Source organism: Mycoplasma testudinis ATCC 43263, assembly GCF_000687795.1.
Lineage (GTDB): Bacteria > Bacillota_I > Bacilli_A > Mycoplasmatales > Mycoplasmoidaceae > Mycoplasmoides > Mycoplasmoides testudinis.
Map to the genome: position 1 here is coordinate 1 of NZ_JHXT01000016.1, position 14,043 is coordinate 14,043.

Consider the following 14,043-nt stretch of genomic DNA (forward strand, 5'->3'; position numbering starts at 1 on the left):
CTTATTTGTAAATTTGTTAAATTAGCAGGTCCTTGATCTTCGTTTTGAATTTTAGTTATATTGAATTCATCGAGATTTATAAAGTCGCTAATAAGTTCGTTTGCGTCTTCTTTAAATTTCAGGATTGATTTATTATTAAGATATTTTTTAAAAATGTAAAATTGCATCGTACTAACCTTTCATTTTTTTTGAACAAATTAATGATAGTACAAATTCCTTTGATTGGCAACAATCAAGGGATTTTTTTGTGTACTTTTTGTACCTTAAACGTCAAAAAATAGGTGATTGAGTAATTCTGATTGCCAGAATTTTCCTCTACCACCTATTTTTTTTATGAAATCTATTTTGGACCGTTATTTAGAATATTTGTAAAAAAAATTATAATTAGGTTGTCAGAGCAACCTAAGTTATTGGTGTCTGATTCTATTTAAATTCTCAATTTACAAATTACAAATCACCATAAGAAAGGAATTTCATTATGGCTTCGTCAAAAAAACAAAAATTTTTTAAACGCAAGAAGTTAATTTCATTACTACTTTCTGGAATAAGTTTTTCTGCTCTTACGGTTCTAGCTGCAAGCTGTGGCGTTGCTAATTCTCAGACGGATAAAACTCCATCAGATTCTAGTAAAAATCCATCGATTCAACCAGCGGATGACCCAAATAATGGTGATAATCAACCTCCACAACCAAAACCGCAAGTTTTTACATCACTAGATCATGGATCAATTAACTACGATAATAGCTCATACACTAAAATTGCTTCTTCTTATCCTGGCGCAAATGACGATTATCTTTATAATGGTGATCCTTCACAAACTCCTTGGACTCCTCAAAACGGTTCAATTGAAGGAAATTTTGATTCTAGTGCCTTTAAGACGCCTAATCCTGATTTAAACACCCCACAATATAATCCAAATCATAACCACTTTGATATTGCTGTAAATCAACGCGATGAAATCATTGCGAGTGGTTTTAAATTAAACCCGGATTCACAACCGTATAAGCAACGTTACAATTTTTGATATAACTATCAAATAGGTGCCATCCGCAAAAATACAGATATTAGTCAATCTGAACCAAATGATTTAGCCAAAGCGCCACAACCATTAACTATTGATAAGCTACAAAGCATTGATAGTAAAATACCTGGGTCTTTTGAAAAAGCCGAAATTTTAAAGACTGCAGGTTCGATGGATCAAGCTGATTTGCAGTTTAATCTAGACAGTCTTAAGCATTTGTTAAAAAATAACGAAATTGGCCAGAACCCATCATCTTTTGCTTGAAAACTAATTACTCTTAGTAATGAAATCCGTCTTAATAAGAATTCAATAATTTCAGATAATAAAACTCAACAGGCAATAAACCAGGAAGAATCCCAATTAAGATTATTTAAAACAGTTCCTGGTGGTTTAACAAATGTTGAATTTTACGTTGACAATAACGATGGAATTAATAACGATACAGGCGTTATTAAACTTTATGTTTATTATGAACAAGCTAATGCTAAAAAAGCTTTCAAAATTGATTTAACACCTAAATTAATTGGATTGAAAACTAATCTTGATTACATTAAGACAATTGCTGATAAAACCATTTCCTTAAAATGAACATATGGCGGATATAACAATAGTAATCCTTGATCTAGCCGCTATCAGCAAATTAAAAGCAATATTGCCAATTGAAATAGCAAAGCCGAAACAGAAAAAACAAGTCCATCGTTTTGAAATACCTATTTTACCAACAACGATAGCGGTCGGCGTTTAGATAATTTACAAATTTCAGGAGGTACAAGTTGGATTGTTGATCGGATTTTATCTCCGCTAGAACAAGAAAATCCTGCTGCGGATCAAGAACAGTATTCGTTTATTATGGCAACTAATAAACACGTTGCAGACATTGGTCGTTTTGCTGGAGCTGATCCAATTGTTTCTGGTTTTAATTATAATGGATTTCCCGACGCTTCTGGTTTTGCGACTCTTTCAGCCTGAGCCAATTCTTCTTTTTTACCTAATTTAAATAATAAGTATTATGCAGGTAGACCAGTTTTAACAACTGATAACTTTGAACAAAAATATCAAGATTTACCGATTTCTGAAAAAGAAAAAGCTGATTTATTAGCAAATTGAAATGATTGAAAAAATAACTTGATTCCTAAGCAAAATCAAAAAACACAAGCGGCATTAGCCAAACAAAAATATTGGTTAGCAAATTCAGGTTTTGATAATTTTACTTGGAATCGTTTTAGCCCTGCTAATGATGATTATTCAACTGTTAATAACATCCCATCATCTGATATTCGGACTTCTGGAGATAATGATTCTAAAGCTAATACTGACGGTTATAAATATGCTAATCAAATCCTTTATGGAGATAATATTTGAAATCCGGTAACTAATATCAGTGTTGACTATCATAAAGGTAATACTGAATGAAGAAGTTCATCCCAAACGATGAAATCTACTTATGATATTAATGAATTTAACTTTACTAGTGAAAGTCCTTCATGATTAGTAGAATCCCGAAATAATTTCATTAAGAGCATTATTTATGCTCCAAGCGAAACAATCGGTCATATTGACCGGAATGCTGGTGCTCAAGTCGGTTTTAATGGCGGTGGAGTTAAACGTGAAACTAATGTTGGAACGTATACTAACCAGTTAATCGGATCAGATTTAATGTTGCTGAAAATGACTTTTAAATCTTCAGATTTAAAACGTGATTGAAAACCACTATATGATATTTTACACAAGGACCGGAAGACTCAAGAATCGTGATTTAATGCTATGAGTGCAACACCTAGAACCGATGATCGAACAGCAACATATGTTGCTGGATACCCAGGAGCAAGCTCATTGAATGGAATTAACCGAATATTTTCATATCGGGTTTCAAACAATACTTCTACTTACACAATGGACCCAACTTATGGTGATTCAGGAACTGGATCTAGTATTCAAATGTATTATGAAAAATATAACAAAGACATTTGGGATAAATACTATAAAGAATATGCCATAGGTGGTAAATATAACCCGGGTTGAAATAATTTTCCTTTTGATGAAATTTTTTCAAACGAAAATACAGGATTATGACGGACAGTAGCTCTTGCTGGTACAGTTTTTATCCAATCTGGTGATACAGCAAATCCGGGAAATTCGGGTTCAATGGTAATTGATGCCAATTTCAACAATTTTGGAATTTTAAATGCTTTTTCTAAAATTGGTGGATCAGACCATTCTTTAGTTCAAAGTTTCGTAGGTTTAGATCCATATTCTAAATCTAATGTATTATCTTTAGGAAGAATGAACATTCGTTTAGAATTAGAGCAAATTCTGAAAGATCCTAAAAATCCAATTAAAACTTTTAATCTTAATTCTTAATGGGAATTTAGTATTTTATCCTGTGATTTTTTTGATCATAAAATTAAGAAACATTTTATCAAGATCTTTAAGAGTCACTTTAGGTGGATTAAAATCATCTTCTTGTCTTTTTTGTGAATCTGATGGATTCCAATAAATTTGTTTTGTTTCATAAAGAATGTCATCAGTAAGTTCTGAATGTGTCTCATATAAAAATGAGCTATCGTCTTCTTGTTTATTTGTTGAATCGATTTTTTGTTTTGGATTCAGAACACTTCTTAAATAATTGGTTACATAATAATTTGAATAGTCAAAAAAGCGTTCACTGTAAGCAATAGATTCAACAAAACAATTAAGTTTATTATTTTCATCGGTTCAATTTTTCAGATACTTAGTTTGTAGGCTTAATCCATAGCATGATTCTTTATAATCTATATCAGTATTTGTGAACAAGTAAAACTCCAAATTATTCATAACATTATTTTGGTCTATTAAAAATATGAATCAGCTTAAGCAAATCTGGATGGCATAAGTATTTTTAATCGAACGATATTTTTTAATTCTTTCGTGGAGATATTCTAAAAATGCTTCTTTTTCTTTAAATGTCAAATTTGCTTTTTCAAGATTATCAAAATCTTTTTGAATTAGTAAATTGATTAATTTACAGCTTTCTTTTGCATTTCTTTTTGAAATATTAAGTTTATGAATAATTCTTCTTTTAAGTGTTGGATATTCTGACCCGTCATCATCAAGATAATAACTATGAAAATAGGCTTTTGGGTCTAATAATATTACTGTATTAGCATGGTCAAACTTTAGCAAATGATCATTGTCTTTGATCGCATCACAAAGCAAGAAGCGGGCATCTTTGTTTTCAAAGTTTTTAATCGCAGTAAAGCATTTAAGCTTATTCATCTTTGTGAAATATTGAGAAGTTTTTCCATATTTTCAAAGTCGCTCTGTTAGTAATTCCAAATATTTTTTATTCCGGCAGTAGATTACAATTTGATCATCTTTGTTTTTGGATAAATAGTCTCTCAAAAAAACTCAAATAATTTCATCGTCAGGCGTAGTTCTAGCCCCAATTAATAAAGGACTAAGACCAACACTATTTCGAATGTGTAGACTATCTCAATAATTATCATGGAATGGTATTCCCTTAATAAAAAATGCATCAAATAATAAATCTTGTAGTGGTGTTAACACCAAATGATAATTAATGATTTCCAGTTTCTTTTTTAATTCTATTTTTTCGAAAACTTCGTATACAAAATTAGCCAAAAAACTTTTTCATTCTTTGGCTCTTGAAGCTCGCATTTCACCATATTCGGTTTTTTTCTAATTCTTGATTATACTTGTAATGAAAAAAATATTTTTGACTCACATCTAAAGGGCCGTTGCTTCATAATGTAACTAACTTAACTAAAGTTAAATATTTAGCTACTCAAGTTTCAATCGGTCGTTTTATAAAAAGGATCAGGTTCTTTCGAAAATCTGGATTTGGGATATTTAACTTATCAATAAAAAAAGATTGTTCTTTTAAAAGATCTTCTGCCTCATCATAAATTATGCATACTTCTTCTCTGGGGTCTTTAGAATCAAAATAAATCCAACCTCACTCATCAGCTTCTTTTAAAATTCTCTTATAGATTTTTTTTGTAATAAGCAAGATTCCTGAATTTTGATTTTGAAATTGATTTAATAAATCAGATCTTTCGAATAAATCTTTTTGATTATTTTCTAACATCGATAAAACGTCATGGCGTTTCGTGTATTTTATTAAGTAGTAGTTTCAATCAAGGTAATTTTCATTGTTGTCTAAAATAATAACAACTTTCCGATACGATTGTATTCCATCGCAAATTGTTGCGATTTTTTCTTTTTGACTTCTTTTTCAAACAATAATTTTGCTTCCTTGTTTGATACATTGACTAGCTATTTTTTGTTCAGTATCTAAATCGGGATTTTTATTTTCTTTTGCTTTCGTGAGAAAGATATTGAAATCATTTTGATAATCTTGAATAATTAATTTTAAGGTTGGTGATTGAAAAAAATTATTTAAATAATTCAACGTGTGTAAACATAGTGGAAGAAAAGCGTAACCCGGTGGAATAAAATAACTTTTTTTGTTTCAAAAAACCAGTTTACTAACGCCAATAGAAATTAATTTATCTACTAAATTCTGATCTACTGATTCAAGCCGAAATTGCATTCAGTAATCTTTAATTTCAGATAATGGGACTCTTCTATTAGGGTCCTTCGGGTTAAGAGTAAAATATTGTGTATTTTGAGGAGTTGTAATTAAATTATCTTTACAAATTTGGCAAATTGTTTTGTTGTTAAATTCATAAGTTGGTTGATCTTTTTTGACCAAGGCCCGACAAGTGGGACATTTAATATAATTCTTTAATCATTCCATAGTTATTTCCAAAAACTTTTATCTTGTATTAAAGTATATAACTAAAAAATAGCAACTTTAGAAAATGATTAATTCGGTCCTTTATTTTGAGTAACAAAAATATAATGGTGTTTTATTTTGCCAATTATTTAATGTAAAAGAACATTCAATCTGGGTTTTATCTTGAAATTATTACGAAGCTACTGTCTTAATTTTTAAGAATTTTTTGGATTTAATGCAGTATGCTTTGAACATTCTTGTGATTATGTGAATGATTACTTATATAATATTACAAGTAATACTACGCGAAAGTAATTTTATGGAAATTATTGAAACAAAAAAACTTTGAAAAAATTATGAAGAATTGAGCGACGCTACTGTTTGCTTAGTAGGTTGAATTAGAGCTAATCGAGAAAGTGGAAAAATTGGATTCATTGGGTTTAGCGATGGTTCATCTTTAAACACTGTGCAAGTTGTGTATAAACTTGAAGGAATTTCTAATTATGCAACCGTTGCAGCAGCAACTTTAAATTCAAGTGTTTTAGTTGAAGGAAAATTGGTTGTCACTAAAGGAAGTAAACAACCTTTTGAAATTCAAGCAACTAAAATTGAAATATTAAAAGAAGCTGATGCTTCGTGCCCTATTCAAAAAAAGCATCATAGTAACGAATTTTTAAGAACAATTGCTCACTTGCGTCCGAGAACTAATAAGTTCTATAGCATTATGAAAATTCGAAACGAATTGTCTAATTCAATTTTTGAATTTTTTAAAAATAATGGTTTTGTTTTAGTTAATGCTCCGATCATGACTTCAAATGACGCTGAAGGAGCTGGAGAAGCCTTTGAAATTCAAGACGGGCCAGATTTTTTTAACAAAAAAACGTTGTTGTCTGTAACTGGGCAAATGGCTAGTGAAGCATATGCCCAAATTTATAAACGGGTTTATACGTTTGGCCCAACCTTCCGAGCCGAAAAATCACATACAAATAAACATTTAGCAGAATTTTGGATGATTGAACCAGAAATCGCTTTTATTGATTTAAAGAAATTAACAATCATCATGGAACAGATTGTTAAGCATTCAATTGTTTATCTTTTTAAATACGCTAAAGACGAACTTGAGTACTGTAATAACAACATCGATAAAGCATTAATTGATCGCTTAAAAAATGTAGTAAACAACCAATTTCCGAGGGTTGAATACCGTGAAGTTATTAGCATCTTAAAGAATGCTGTTTCAAAAAATGAAGTTAAATTTGACAACTCCAACATTTTCTTTGGAATGGATTTAGGAACAGAACACGAAAGATATATTTGTGAAAAGGTTTATAATAGTCCAACTTTCATTATGAACTATCCTAAAGCAATTAAGGCTTTCTATATGAAGCAAAATGAAGATGGCAACACTGTTGCTGCAACAGACTTATTAGTTCCTGGAATTGGTGAATTATGTGGAGGAAGTCAAAGGGAAGATTCTTATCAAAAACTGATGCGTCGTTGTAATGAATTAAAGATGGATATTGATAATATTCAATGGTATATTGATTTAAGAAAATACGGATACTATCGATCTTCTGGTTTTGGTTTAGGTTTTGACCGCTTTGTTATGTATTTAACTGGATGTGATAATATTCGTGATGTTATTCCATTCCCACGGAGTCATGGACAATTAGAATTCTAACTTCACAGCGGCATCGCTCATTTAAAAATCAAATCCCTAATATTTTGACAATAGTCCGGATTATTTTGTTTATTCCGGTCGTTGCTTTAGTAGCGTCTCAAACTCCAGTTGCATACACATTTAATTTAGCAGTAATTAATGCTGGTACATATACTATTAGTGTTGGATTTGTAATTGCGGCAATTTTATTTATTCTGGCTTCTGTTTCTGACTGACTGGATGGTTATTTAGCCAGAAAATGACGGGTTATTTCAGATTTTGGGAAATTATGGGATCCAATTGCAGATAAGGTTTTAGTAAATTCTTTATTAATAACTTTAGCAGCTTTAGGGTATGTTCATTTTGGTTTAGTTGTAGTATTCATCGTTCGTGATATTGTAATGGACGGTTTAAGAATGTTTGCGTTGCGTTATAACGTTGTTGTTGCCGCCAATATATATGGAAAACTGAAGACAGTTTTCCAAATGTTGGCAATAATTTTTACGTTATTTATTTTCGGAATGAACGATAACCAGTTAATTACAGTTAATAGTCAAATTTGATTTTGGTTGGGTCAAATGCTCTTGTATTGAATTGCATTATTTTTTGCAGTCTTGTCATGAGCGATATATTATTTTAAAATAAGCACAATGATAAAAATTCAAAACACCTTAAAGGGTTTTGAAACACCACCAAGAAAAACTCGTCCAAGTTAGAAAGCGGAGTTAAAAAAATGTTAGATTTTAAAGATATTATTGTTGATAAGTTAAGTAAGTTAAAACTGACTTTAGCCACAGCCGAATCAGTAACCGGGGGAACAATTGCATCTACATTAGTTGGTGCAGCTGGTGCTTCAAATGTTTTTAAAGGAGGCGTGGTTGCTTACAGTAAAGAAGCAAAAGTTCGTTTGTTGAATGTGAGAGAGACTACCATCTCTAAATACGGAATTATTTCTGCACAAGTTGCTAAAGAAATGGCAATTGGTGCGATTAAAAATCTTAATGTTGATATCGGAATTGGAGTTACTGGAGTAGCAGGTCCTGATATGGTAGATGCGCATCCTGTCGGTCTTGTTTATTTTTGTATTATTATGATTGACAAAGCTTATGAATATGAGGCTCGTTTTAAAGACGAAGGACGTAATAAAAACAGGATTGCTATTACTTCTAAGATATTAGAAGAACTACTTAAAATCATCGTGAAACTTACAAAGAGTGATGAATAATGCGAGACGTAGGAATTGTTTTAGCCGGAGGAGAATCGAGCCGCTTTAAGTATCGTGATATTAAAAAGCAGTTTATCCACGTTTACAAAAATGTGCAATTATATGAATTTAGTTTGCAAACTATGTTACAAACCGGATTATTTTCCCGTGTTTATTTAGTAGTTCCTGCCGATAGTATTTCTGATTATAAATCAATGTACACTGATCACCCAATTGTTAAGGTTATTCCTAGTGAATTGAATCGTTTTCAATCAGCCTTGCTAGCGGCGAAATTTGCCAATGCAGAATTTGGAAATGAACAAAATGTTTTTTTGACATATGTAGATGCTTCTCGACCACTAGTTAGTAAAAAAAGTATCAACAATGTGGTATTAGCAGCTAAACGAAACGCAGGCGCTGCTACTTTAGCTTTGCATTCATCAGAAGTAATAGCTTTAAGTACAAACGAAAAACTAAATCAAACTTTGTCAAAAAATGTCACAATTAATATTCAAACCCCGCAAACTTTTAGATTGGGATGAATGAGACAGTTAATAGAAGATTATTCAGACGCGGCTTTTTCTGATATTTGTTCAGCAATTTTGAAGTACAAAGAATATTCTGTTTCTGTTGTTTATGGAGAACCAACCAATTTCAGTATTTCTTCAAATTACGATTATGTCCGATTTATTGAAGAAATCAGTCGAGCTAAAAACCGGCATTAGGAGCAAATTATGGAAGATAACAATACACCGAAAATTCAACTAACCCCAGACGGAACCTGAATGTTACGCAATTATACAATTGCTAATACTGAAGTAACTTTTGAAATGCTTGTATATGATCCTGAACTTAAAACTATTACAGGTTATATTTTTGCTGACACTAAAAAAGACTTTGATAATTTAACTAAGTTGATTGATGATAATAATGGACCAAACAATTATGTAGATTATTGTTTTATCGTAGTGGGAAATAACGAATTATTAAAAACTGCTAAATTAGTTTTTAATTACTGAAGTAAACAACCACCCAAAACCTTTAATGTTGGTCTGTATGTTTACAACGAGGATGATGATTCGTTATCTGAACAAATTAGTGCTACCAAGAATGGTGAAGCTTTATTTTTAAAATATATTAAACCACTAGAAGTTAGTCGAATCGAAGCGTTTTATCAACGCCAGCAAAGTGCTCCGACAAAGCGAATTTCTACTAGTCCTGTTGAAGTTGATTTAGTAAATTATCAAGAAAGCGAATGAAAGAATTCTCAGTCAATCAAAACTAATGGGCTTGATGAAGTTCAAACTACTTCTTCATCAAGTCAGATTCCATTTGACCAATCTGATTTACCAGAATGAATACTGAAGAAAGATTCACATTTGTTAAATGCGAATGATTATCAAAACAAAACCAAAGAATTAGATGCGCGTGCTTCTAAATTAACACAAGAAATAACTGATATGAACATTTCTCAAGCTTCATTATTAGAAGAAATCGATCGTTACAAATCTGATTTGAATAATACGAATGATTTATTTAACGAATTGAAGAGTCGAGATTTAGAATTTAAAACTAGTGATTTTACTCCAAACTATGATTCTTCAAAAATTGCCGATTTAGACGAATTAAATTATTTAGAACAAAAAAATAATTCAGCTACTGAACCATTATTATATGATTCAGATGAAATTAATTCAAATAGCAGTGAGTTGCCATCTGATTTAATTGATTATCACGATCACTTAATGAATAATTCTGAGTACTACCAAAAATTAGAATCAATCACTAATAGTTTACAGACTCATGATTTTTCAGAACAAACAAAACAAATTTTAGAAGATTTTGATTTAGATAAGGAAGATTAAGGAATGAAATACTTTTTAATTGGTGGAGCCGGATATATCGGTTCAAATGTTGCTTTTTTGTTATCTCAAGACAAAAAAAATCAAGTTTTAGTTTATGATAATTTATCTACGGGATCAAAGCGTAGCGTTCCAAAGAATGCAGCTTTTGTTCTTGCAGATCAATTAGATTTCAAAAAATTAAACGAAACTATGAAAAAATTCAAGCCAGATGTTGTAATGCATTTTGCAGCTAAAATAATAGTTTCAGAGTCAGTTAGCATGCCTGTTGAATATTATGAAAATAATGTTGGTGGAATGATTAATATCATAAAAGCGATGCGCTTAAATAACATCACTCGTTTAATTTTTTCGTCTACTGCTGCCACCTATGGAATGCCCGAAAATATTCCAGTTGCTGAAACTGATGTAACCAATCCGATTAACCCATATGGCTCATCTAAACTAGCGTGTGAATATTTAATTAAAGCAGCAGAAGTTGCATATGGTATTAAAGCCGTAATTTTCCGTTACTTTAATGTCGCTGGTGCTAGTGATAATTATGATTTAGGAATTTTTAATAAAAATACAACATTATTATTACCGCGAATTATTCGCTCAGTTCTTCAAGGAGAACAACTTAGTGTCTTTGGAACCGATTATGACACTCGTGATGGTTCGTGCATTAGAGATTATATTCACGTTGTTGATTTAGCTAAAGCTCATTTATTAGCTGCAGACTATTTGCAAAAAGCCAAAAAAACAATCATTGCTAATTTGGGAACTAACAAAGGCTACACTGTATTAGAATGCTTAAAAGAAGTTGAAAAAGTTTTAAAAATAAAAGTTAACTTTAAAAAAGCAAAACGTCGACCCGGAGACCCTGAGGTCTTATTAACATCCAATAAAAATGCCAGCAAAATTTTAAAGTGAAAACCTTTAAAATCTTTAGCTGACATGATTAAATCTGAATATGAATTTGAAAAGAAGCACGGTCCTTTTTAATTAACTTTTCGTTATTACTTTTGCAAATTTTTCAGGATCTTTAGCTTGATATAAAACGCCATAAATCTGTTCGATGATTGGCGCTTTTATTTTGTTTTTACGTAAAATGTCATATATCATTTTAGCACTGAGATAGCCTTCAACTGTTAATTTGTTTAATTTTAAAGCCTTATTAACCCCATGTTCTCCAACTTGTAAACCAAACCGGAAGTTACGTGATTTTTCACTTGTACAAGTCAGCACTAAATCTCCAATCGCACAAAGCTCAAATCCTATAACTGGAAGCTGTTTTTTCTTTGCGAGTTTTTGATAAATTTCAGCTATTTCTTTAAAAACACAAGCGACAATAGCTGAACGCGTGTTAATGGAGTGATGTAATTGATATACAATTCCTGTTCCAATAGCAGCTACATTTTTTAAAGCCGCAAATAAATCTGCTCCAACTTCATCTTTTAATGGAACGAGTTTGAAATAATTATTGCTAAATATTTTGACAATTGTTGATACAGCTTTTTCATTAGTACCTACTGCGTTGATAACGGTCAGTTCTTTTTCAAAAACTTCCACAGCAAATGACGGGCCTAATAAGGACACTAGTCCAATTAAGTTTTTAGAAAAAATCTTTTTGATTACTTGTGATCAAAAAGTCTTAGTTGCAGGGTCAATCCCTTTTGCTACGTTAACAAGAATTACTTTTCGGTTCTTTAGTATTTTCTTTACTTGTTCTAAAATATTAGGTAAAAATTTGCTAGGTATTGCAAGAAGAATAATTTCTGAATAATTAACTGCTTCTTTAAGATCGTTTGTGATTAGGTGCGGTTTCCGACAAAGTTTTTTATCGCTGTAATATTTGGTATTTACTTGTTGTTCTAGATCTTGTAATTCATGTTCATCAATTCCCCACATTGCTACTTCATGTTTATTTTCTAATAAAACATTAGCAAGTGATGTTCCCCACGCTCCAGTCCCTAAAATTGTTATTTTTGCGGCCATCTTGATTTTCTTTCTTTTAGTTAATCTAATTTAATGTGGCAGTATCCACCAGGGTTTTTCTTTAAGTAATCTTGGTGATATTCTTCAGCATCAAAAAAGTTTTTCAAAGGGATTGTTTCAGTGACTATTTTTTGAGAATACTCACTTTGTTTCTTTGAAATAAAATCGTAAACTTCTTGAGCATGAGCATTATTAATTCAATAAATTCCTGTGCGATATTGAGTTCCACGATCGTTCCCTTGGCGGTTCATAACAGTTGGATCAATTACTTTAAACATTTTTTCTAAAATCTCATTAAGTGAAACAACATTCGGATCATAACTTATTTCGACAGCTTCTGCTGCGTTGGTTCTACCCGAACATACCAATTGATACGATGGGTTATCAACAGTTGAATTAGCATATCCAGAAACAGTTTTAATAACCCCTTTAATTCTTGAAAAATATTCTTGAATACCCCAAAAGCATCCGCCAGCTAAAACTATTTTTTCGATCATACTTACCTCTTAATACATTTTAGTATTGTTATGATTTCTTTTTAATTGCTTTTAATGATAAATTATTACGGTATTTTTTGGTTTGCAAAGACATAGTAATTGATAACAATAGATCGCTTTTATGGTGATTTTCAGTTATTTTTTTTATTATGATGTAATATATCTTATTAATAAAAATATGTTAACTTAAAATTTGGAGAGACGATGACAGCATTAACACCAAAGAAAACGCTCTCGTATGAAGATGAAATTATCTCTTTTAACGACGGAGATAGCAAATCGTTTTTTACTGATACTAGTACATACAAAGAAAAACTCATAGTTTTGTATCATCAAGCAAAAGATCCTAAGGCCCCAACCATTGTTTTGTGTCATGGATTAGCTGCACCCCAAGGGACTTTTAGCATCTTATATGAACATTTAGATGATTTTAATTATTACGAATTCATTTTACCAGGGCATAATGATCTTCCCTGCGATGATAAAGAACTGAATATTTGTTCTTACGCTGAATTAGTTGCTGATTGGATTATTAATAAAGGTCTTAAAGGGATTTACTTAATGGGTCATAGTATGGGCGGGGCAATTGTTGCAATTGCTGAAACCCTCTTACCTAAAAATGTAGTAAAAAAATTAGTTTTAATCGCACCATATAATTTGCGTTGCATCAATATTAAAAGTTTTGTTGCTTTAAAAGTTTTGCAAAATCCGAAACTAATTAATAATAAAGTAGTTATGAAAAGACGAACCAAAGAGCGAGCCGAAATTTTGGCAAAATTTGTTACACGTCACCAGAAAGCGATGAATGTTTTAATTCGTAGTCTTGCTTCTATTGCCTCGATTAAAAAAGTTACACAGGCTTACGGCAAAATTACAAGTCCAGCTTATTTAATAACAGCCGAAAATGATATTATGGTTCCACATAAACCAACGACGAAGCATCTATCCAAAAAAATCAAGGGGTTGAATACTTTTGTTTTCCCAAAAGCGACTCACATAATGTTTATTGATTTTCCTGATCTCTTTATGTGCCATATTCTGGACATCATTAATGATCAGATTTAAATCAATTCAAAAAATATAA

Annotated in this window: 12 protein-coding genes; 8 read left to right on the plus strand and 4 right to left on the minus strand. The window is 31.2% G+C overall.

All coding sequences use genetic code 4. The features are described from left to right. Nucleotides 1–478 precede the first annotated feature (478 nt). Complete coding sequence (locus T384_RS0104225) at nt 479–3,382, plus strand: hypothetical protein (protein ID WP_027119969.1); 2,904 nt, start codon at nt 479–481, stop codon at nt 3,380–3,382. A gap of 15 nt (nt 3,383–3,397) precedes the next feature. Here T384_RS0104225 and T384_RS0104230 read toward each other — a convergent pair whose 3' ends face one another. Together T384_RS0104230 and T384_RS0104235 are read right to left on the minus strand one after the other, a co-directional pair. Further along, nucleotides 3,398–4,678 carry a rhodanese-like domain-containing protein gene (locus T384_RS0104230; protein WP_027119970.1) on the minus strand — a complete coding sequence of 427 codons (1,281 nt, stop codon included), beginning with the start codon at nt 4,676–4,678 and terminating at the stop codon, nt 3,398–3,400. After that, nucleotides 4,635–5,780: a hypothetical protein gene (locus T384_RS0104235; RefSeq protein WP_027119971.1), complete on the minus strand. Its 1,146-nt coding sequence runs from the start codon at nt 5,778–5,780 to the stop codon at nt 4,635–4,637. The genes T384_RS0104230 and T384_RS0104235 overlap by 44 nt, the downstream gene beginning before the upstream one ends. A 298-nt stretch (nt 5,781–6,078) precedes the next feature. On the opposite strand from T384_RS0104235, the gene asnS reads away from it, so the two are divergent. Genes asnS through galE form a run of 6 tightly spaced genes read left to right on the plus strand, consistent with a single transcriptional unit; the run spans nt 6,079 to nt 11,469 of the window. Continuing rightward, a complete protein-coding gene (asnS, locus tag T384_RS0104240) occupies nt 6,079–7,440 on the plus strand; it encodes an asparagine--tRNA ligase (RefSeq protein ID WP_027119972.1) in 1,362 nt (453 codons plus the stop codon). Between the two features lie 32 nt (nt 7,441–7,472). After that, nucleotides 7,473–8,135 (plus strand): CDP-diacylglycerol--glycerol-3-phosphate 3-phosphatidyltransferase, encoded by a 663-nt coding sequence (pgsA, locus tag T384_RS07290; RefSeq protein ID WP_408631979.1) that lies wholly within the window; start codon nt 7,473–7,475, stop codon nt 8,133–8,135. A 17-nt stretch (nt 8,136–8,152) separates the two neighbouring features. Beyond that, complete coding sequence (locus T384_RS0104250; RefSeq protein WP_036499187.1) at nt 8,153–8,644, plus strand: CinA family protein; 492 nt, start codon at nt 8,153–8,155, stop codon at nt 8,642–8,644. After that, nucleotides 8,644–9,348: a 2-C-methyl-D-erythritol 4-phosphate cytidylyltransferase gene (locus T384_RS0104255; protein ID WP_027119975.1), complete on the plus strand. Its 705-nt coding sequence runs from the start codon at nt 8,644–8,646 to the stop codon at nt 9,346–9,348. Before T384_RS0104250 ends, T384_RS0104255 begins: the two co-directional genes overlap by 1 nt. Before the next feature lie 9 nt (nt 9,349–9,357). Then, nucleotides 9,358–10,488 carry a hypothetical protein gene (locus T384_RS0104260; protein ID WP_027119976.1) on the plus strand — a complete coding sequence of 377 codons (1,131 nt, stop codon included), beginning with the start codon at nt 9,358–9,360 and terminating at the stop codon, nt 10,486–10,488. 3 nt (nt 10,489–10,491) lie between these two features. Beyond that, nucleotides 10,492–11,469 (plus strand): UDP-glucose 4-epimerase GalE, encoded by a 978-nt coding sequence (galE, locus tag T384_RS0104265; protein ID WP_027119977.1) that lies wholly within the window; start codon nt 10,492–10,494, stop codon nt 11,467–11,469. On the opposite strand, the gene T384_RS0104270 is transcribed toward galE, so the two are convergent. Together T384_RS0104270 and msrA are read right to left on the minus strand one after the other, a co-directional pair. Then, entirely contained in the window at nt 11,470–12,462 is a 993-nt protein-coding gene (locus tag T384_RS0104270) for an NAD(P)H-dependent glycerol-3-phosphate dehydrogenase (RefSeq protein ID WP_027119978.1), read from the minus strand. Nucleotides 12,463–12,482: 20 nt separating this feature from the next. Next, nucleotides 12,483–12,956: a peptide-methionine (S)-S-oxide reductase MsrA gene (gene msrA / locus T384_RS0104275; RefSeq protein WP_027119979.1), complete on the minus strand. Its 474-nt coding sequence runs from the start codon at nt 12,954–12,956 to the stop codon at nt 12,483–12,485. 207 nt (nt 12,957–13,163) lie between these two features. On the opposite strand from msrA, the gene T384_RS07025 reads away from it, so the two are divergent. Further along, nucleotides 13,164–14,024, plus strand: a complete 861-nt coding sequence (locus T384_RS07025) for an alpha/beta fold hydrolase (RefSeq protein ID WP_027119980.1) — start codon at nt 13,164–13,166, stop codon at nt 14,022–14,024. The last annotated feature ends 19 nt before the right edge of the window (nt 14,025–14,043 follow it).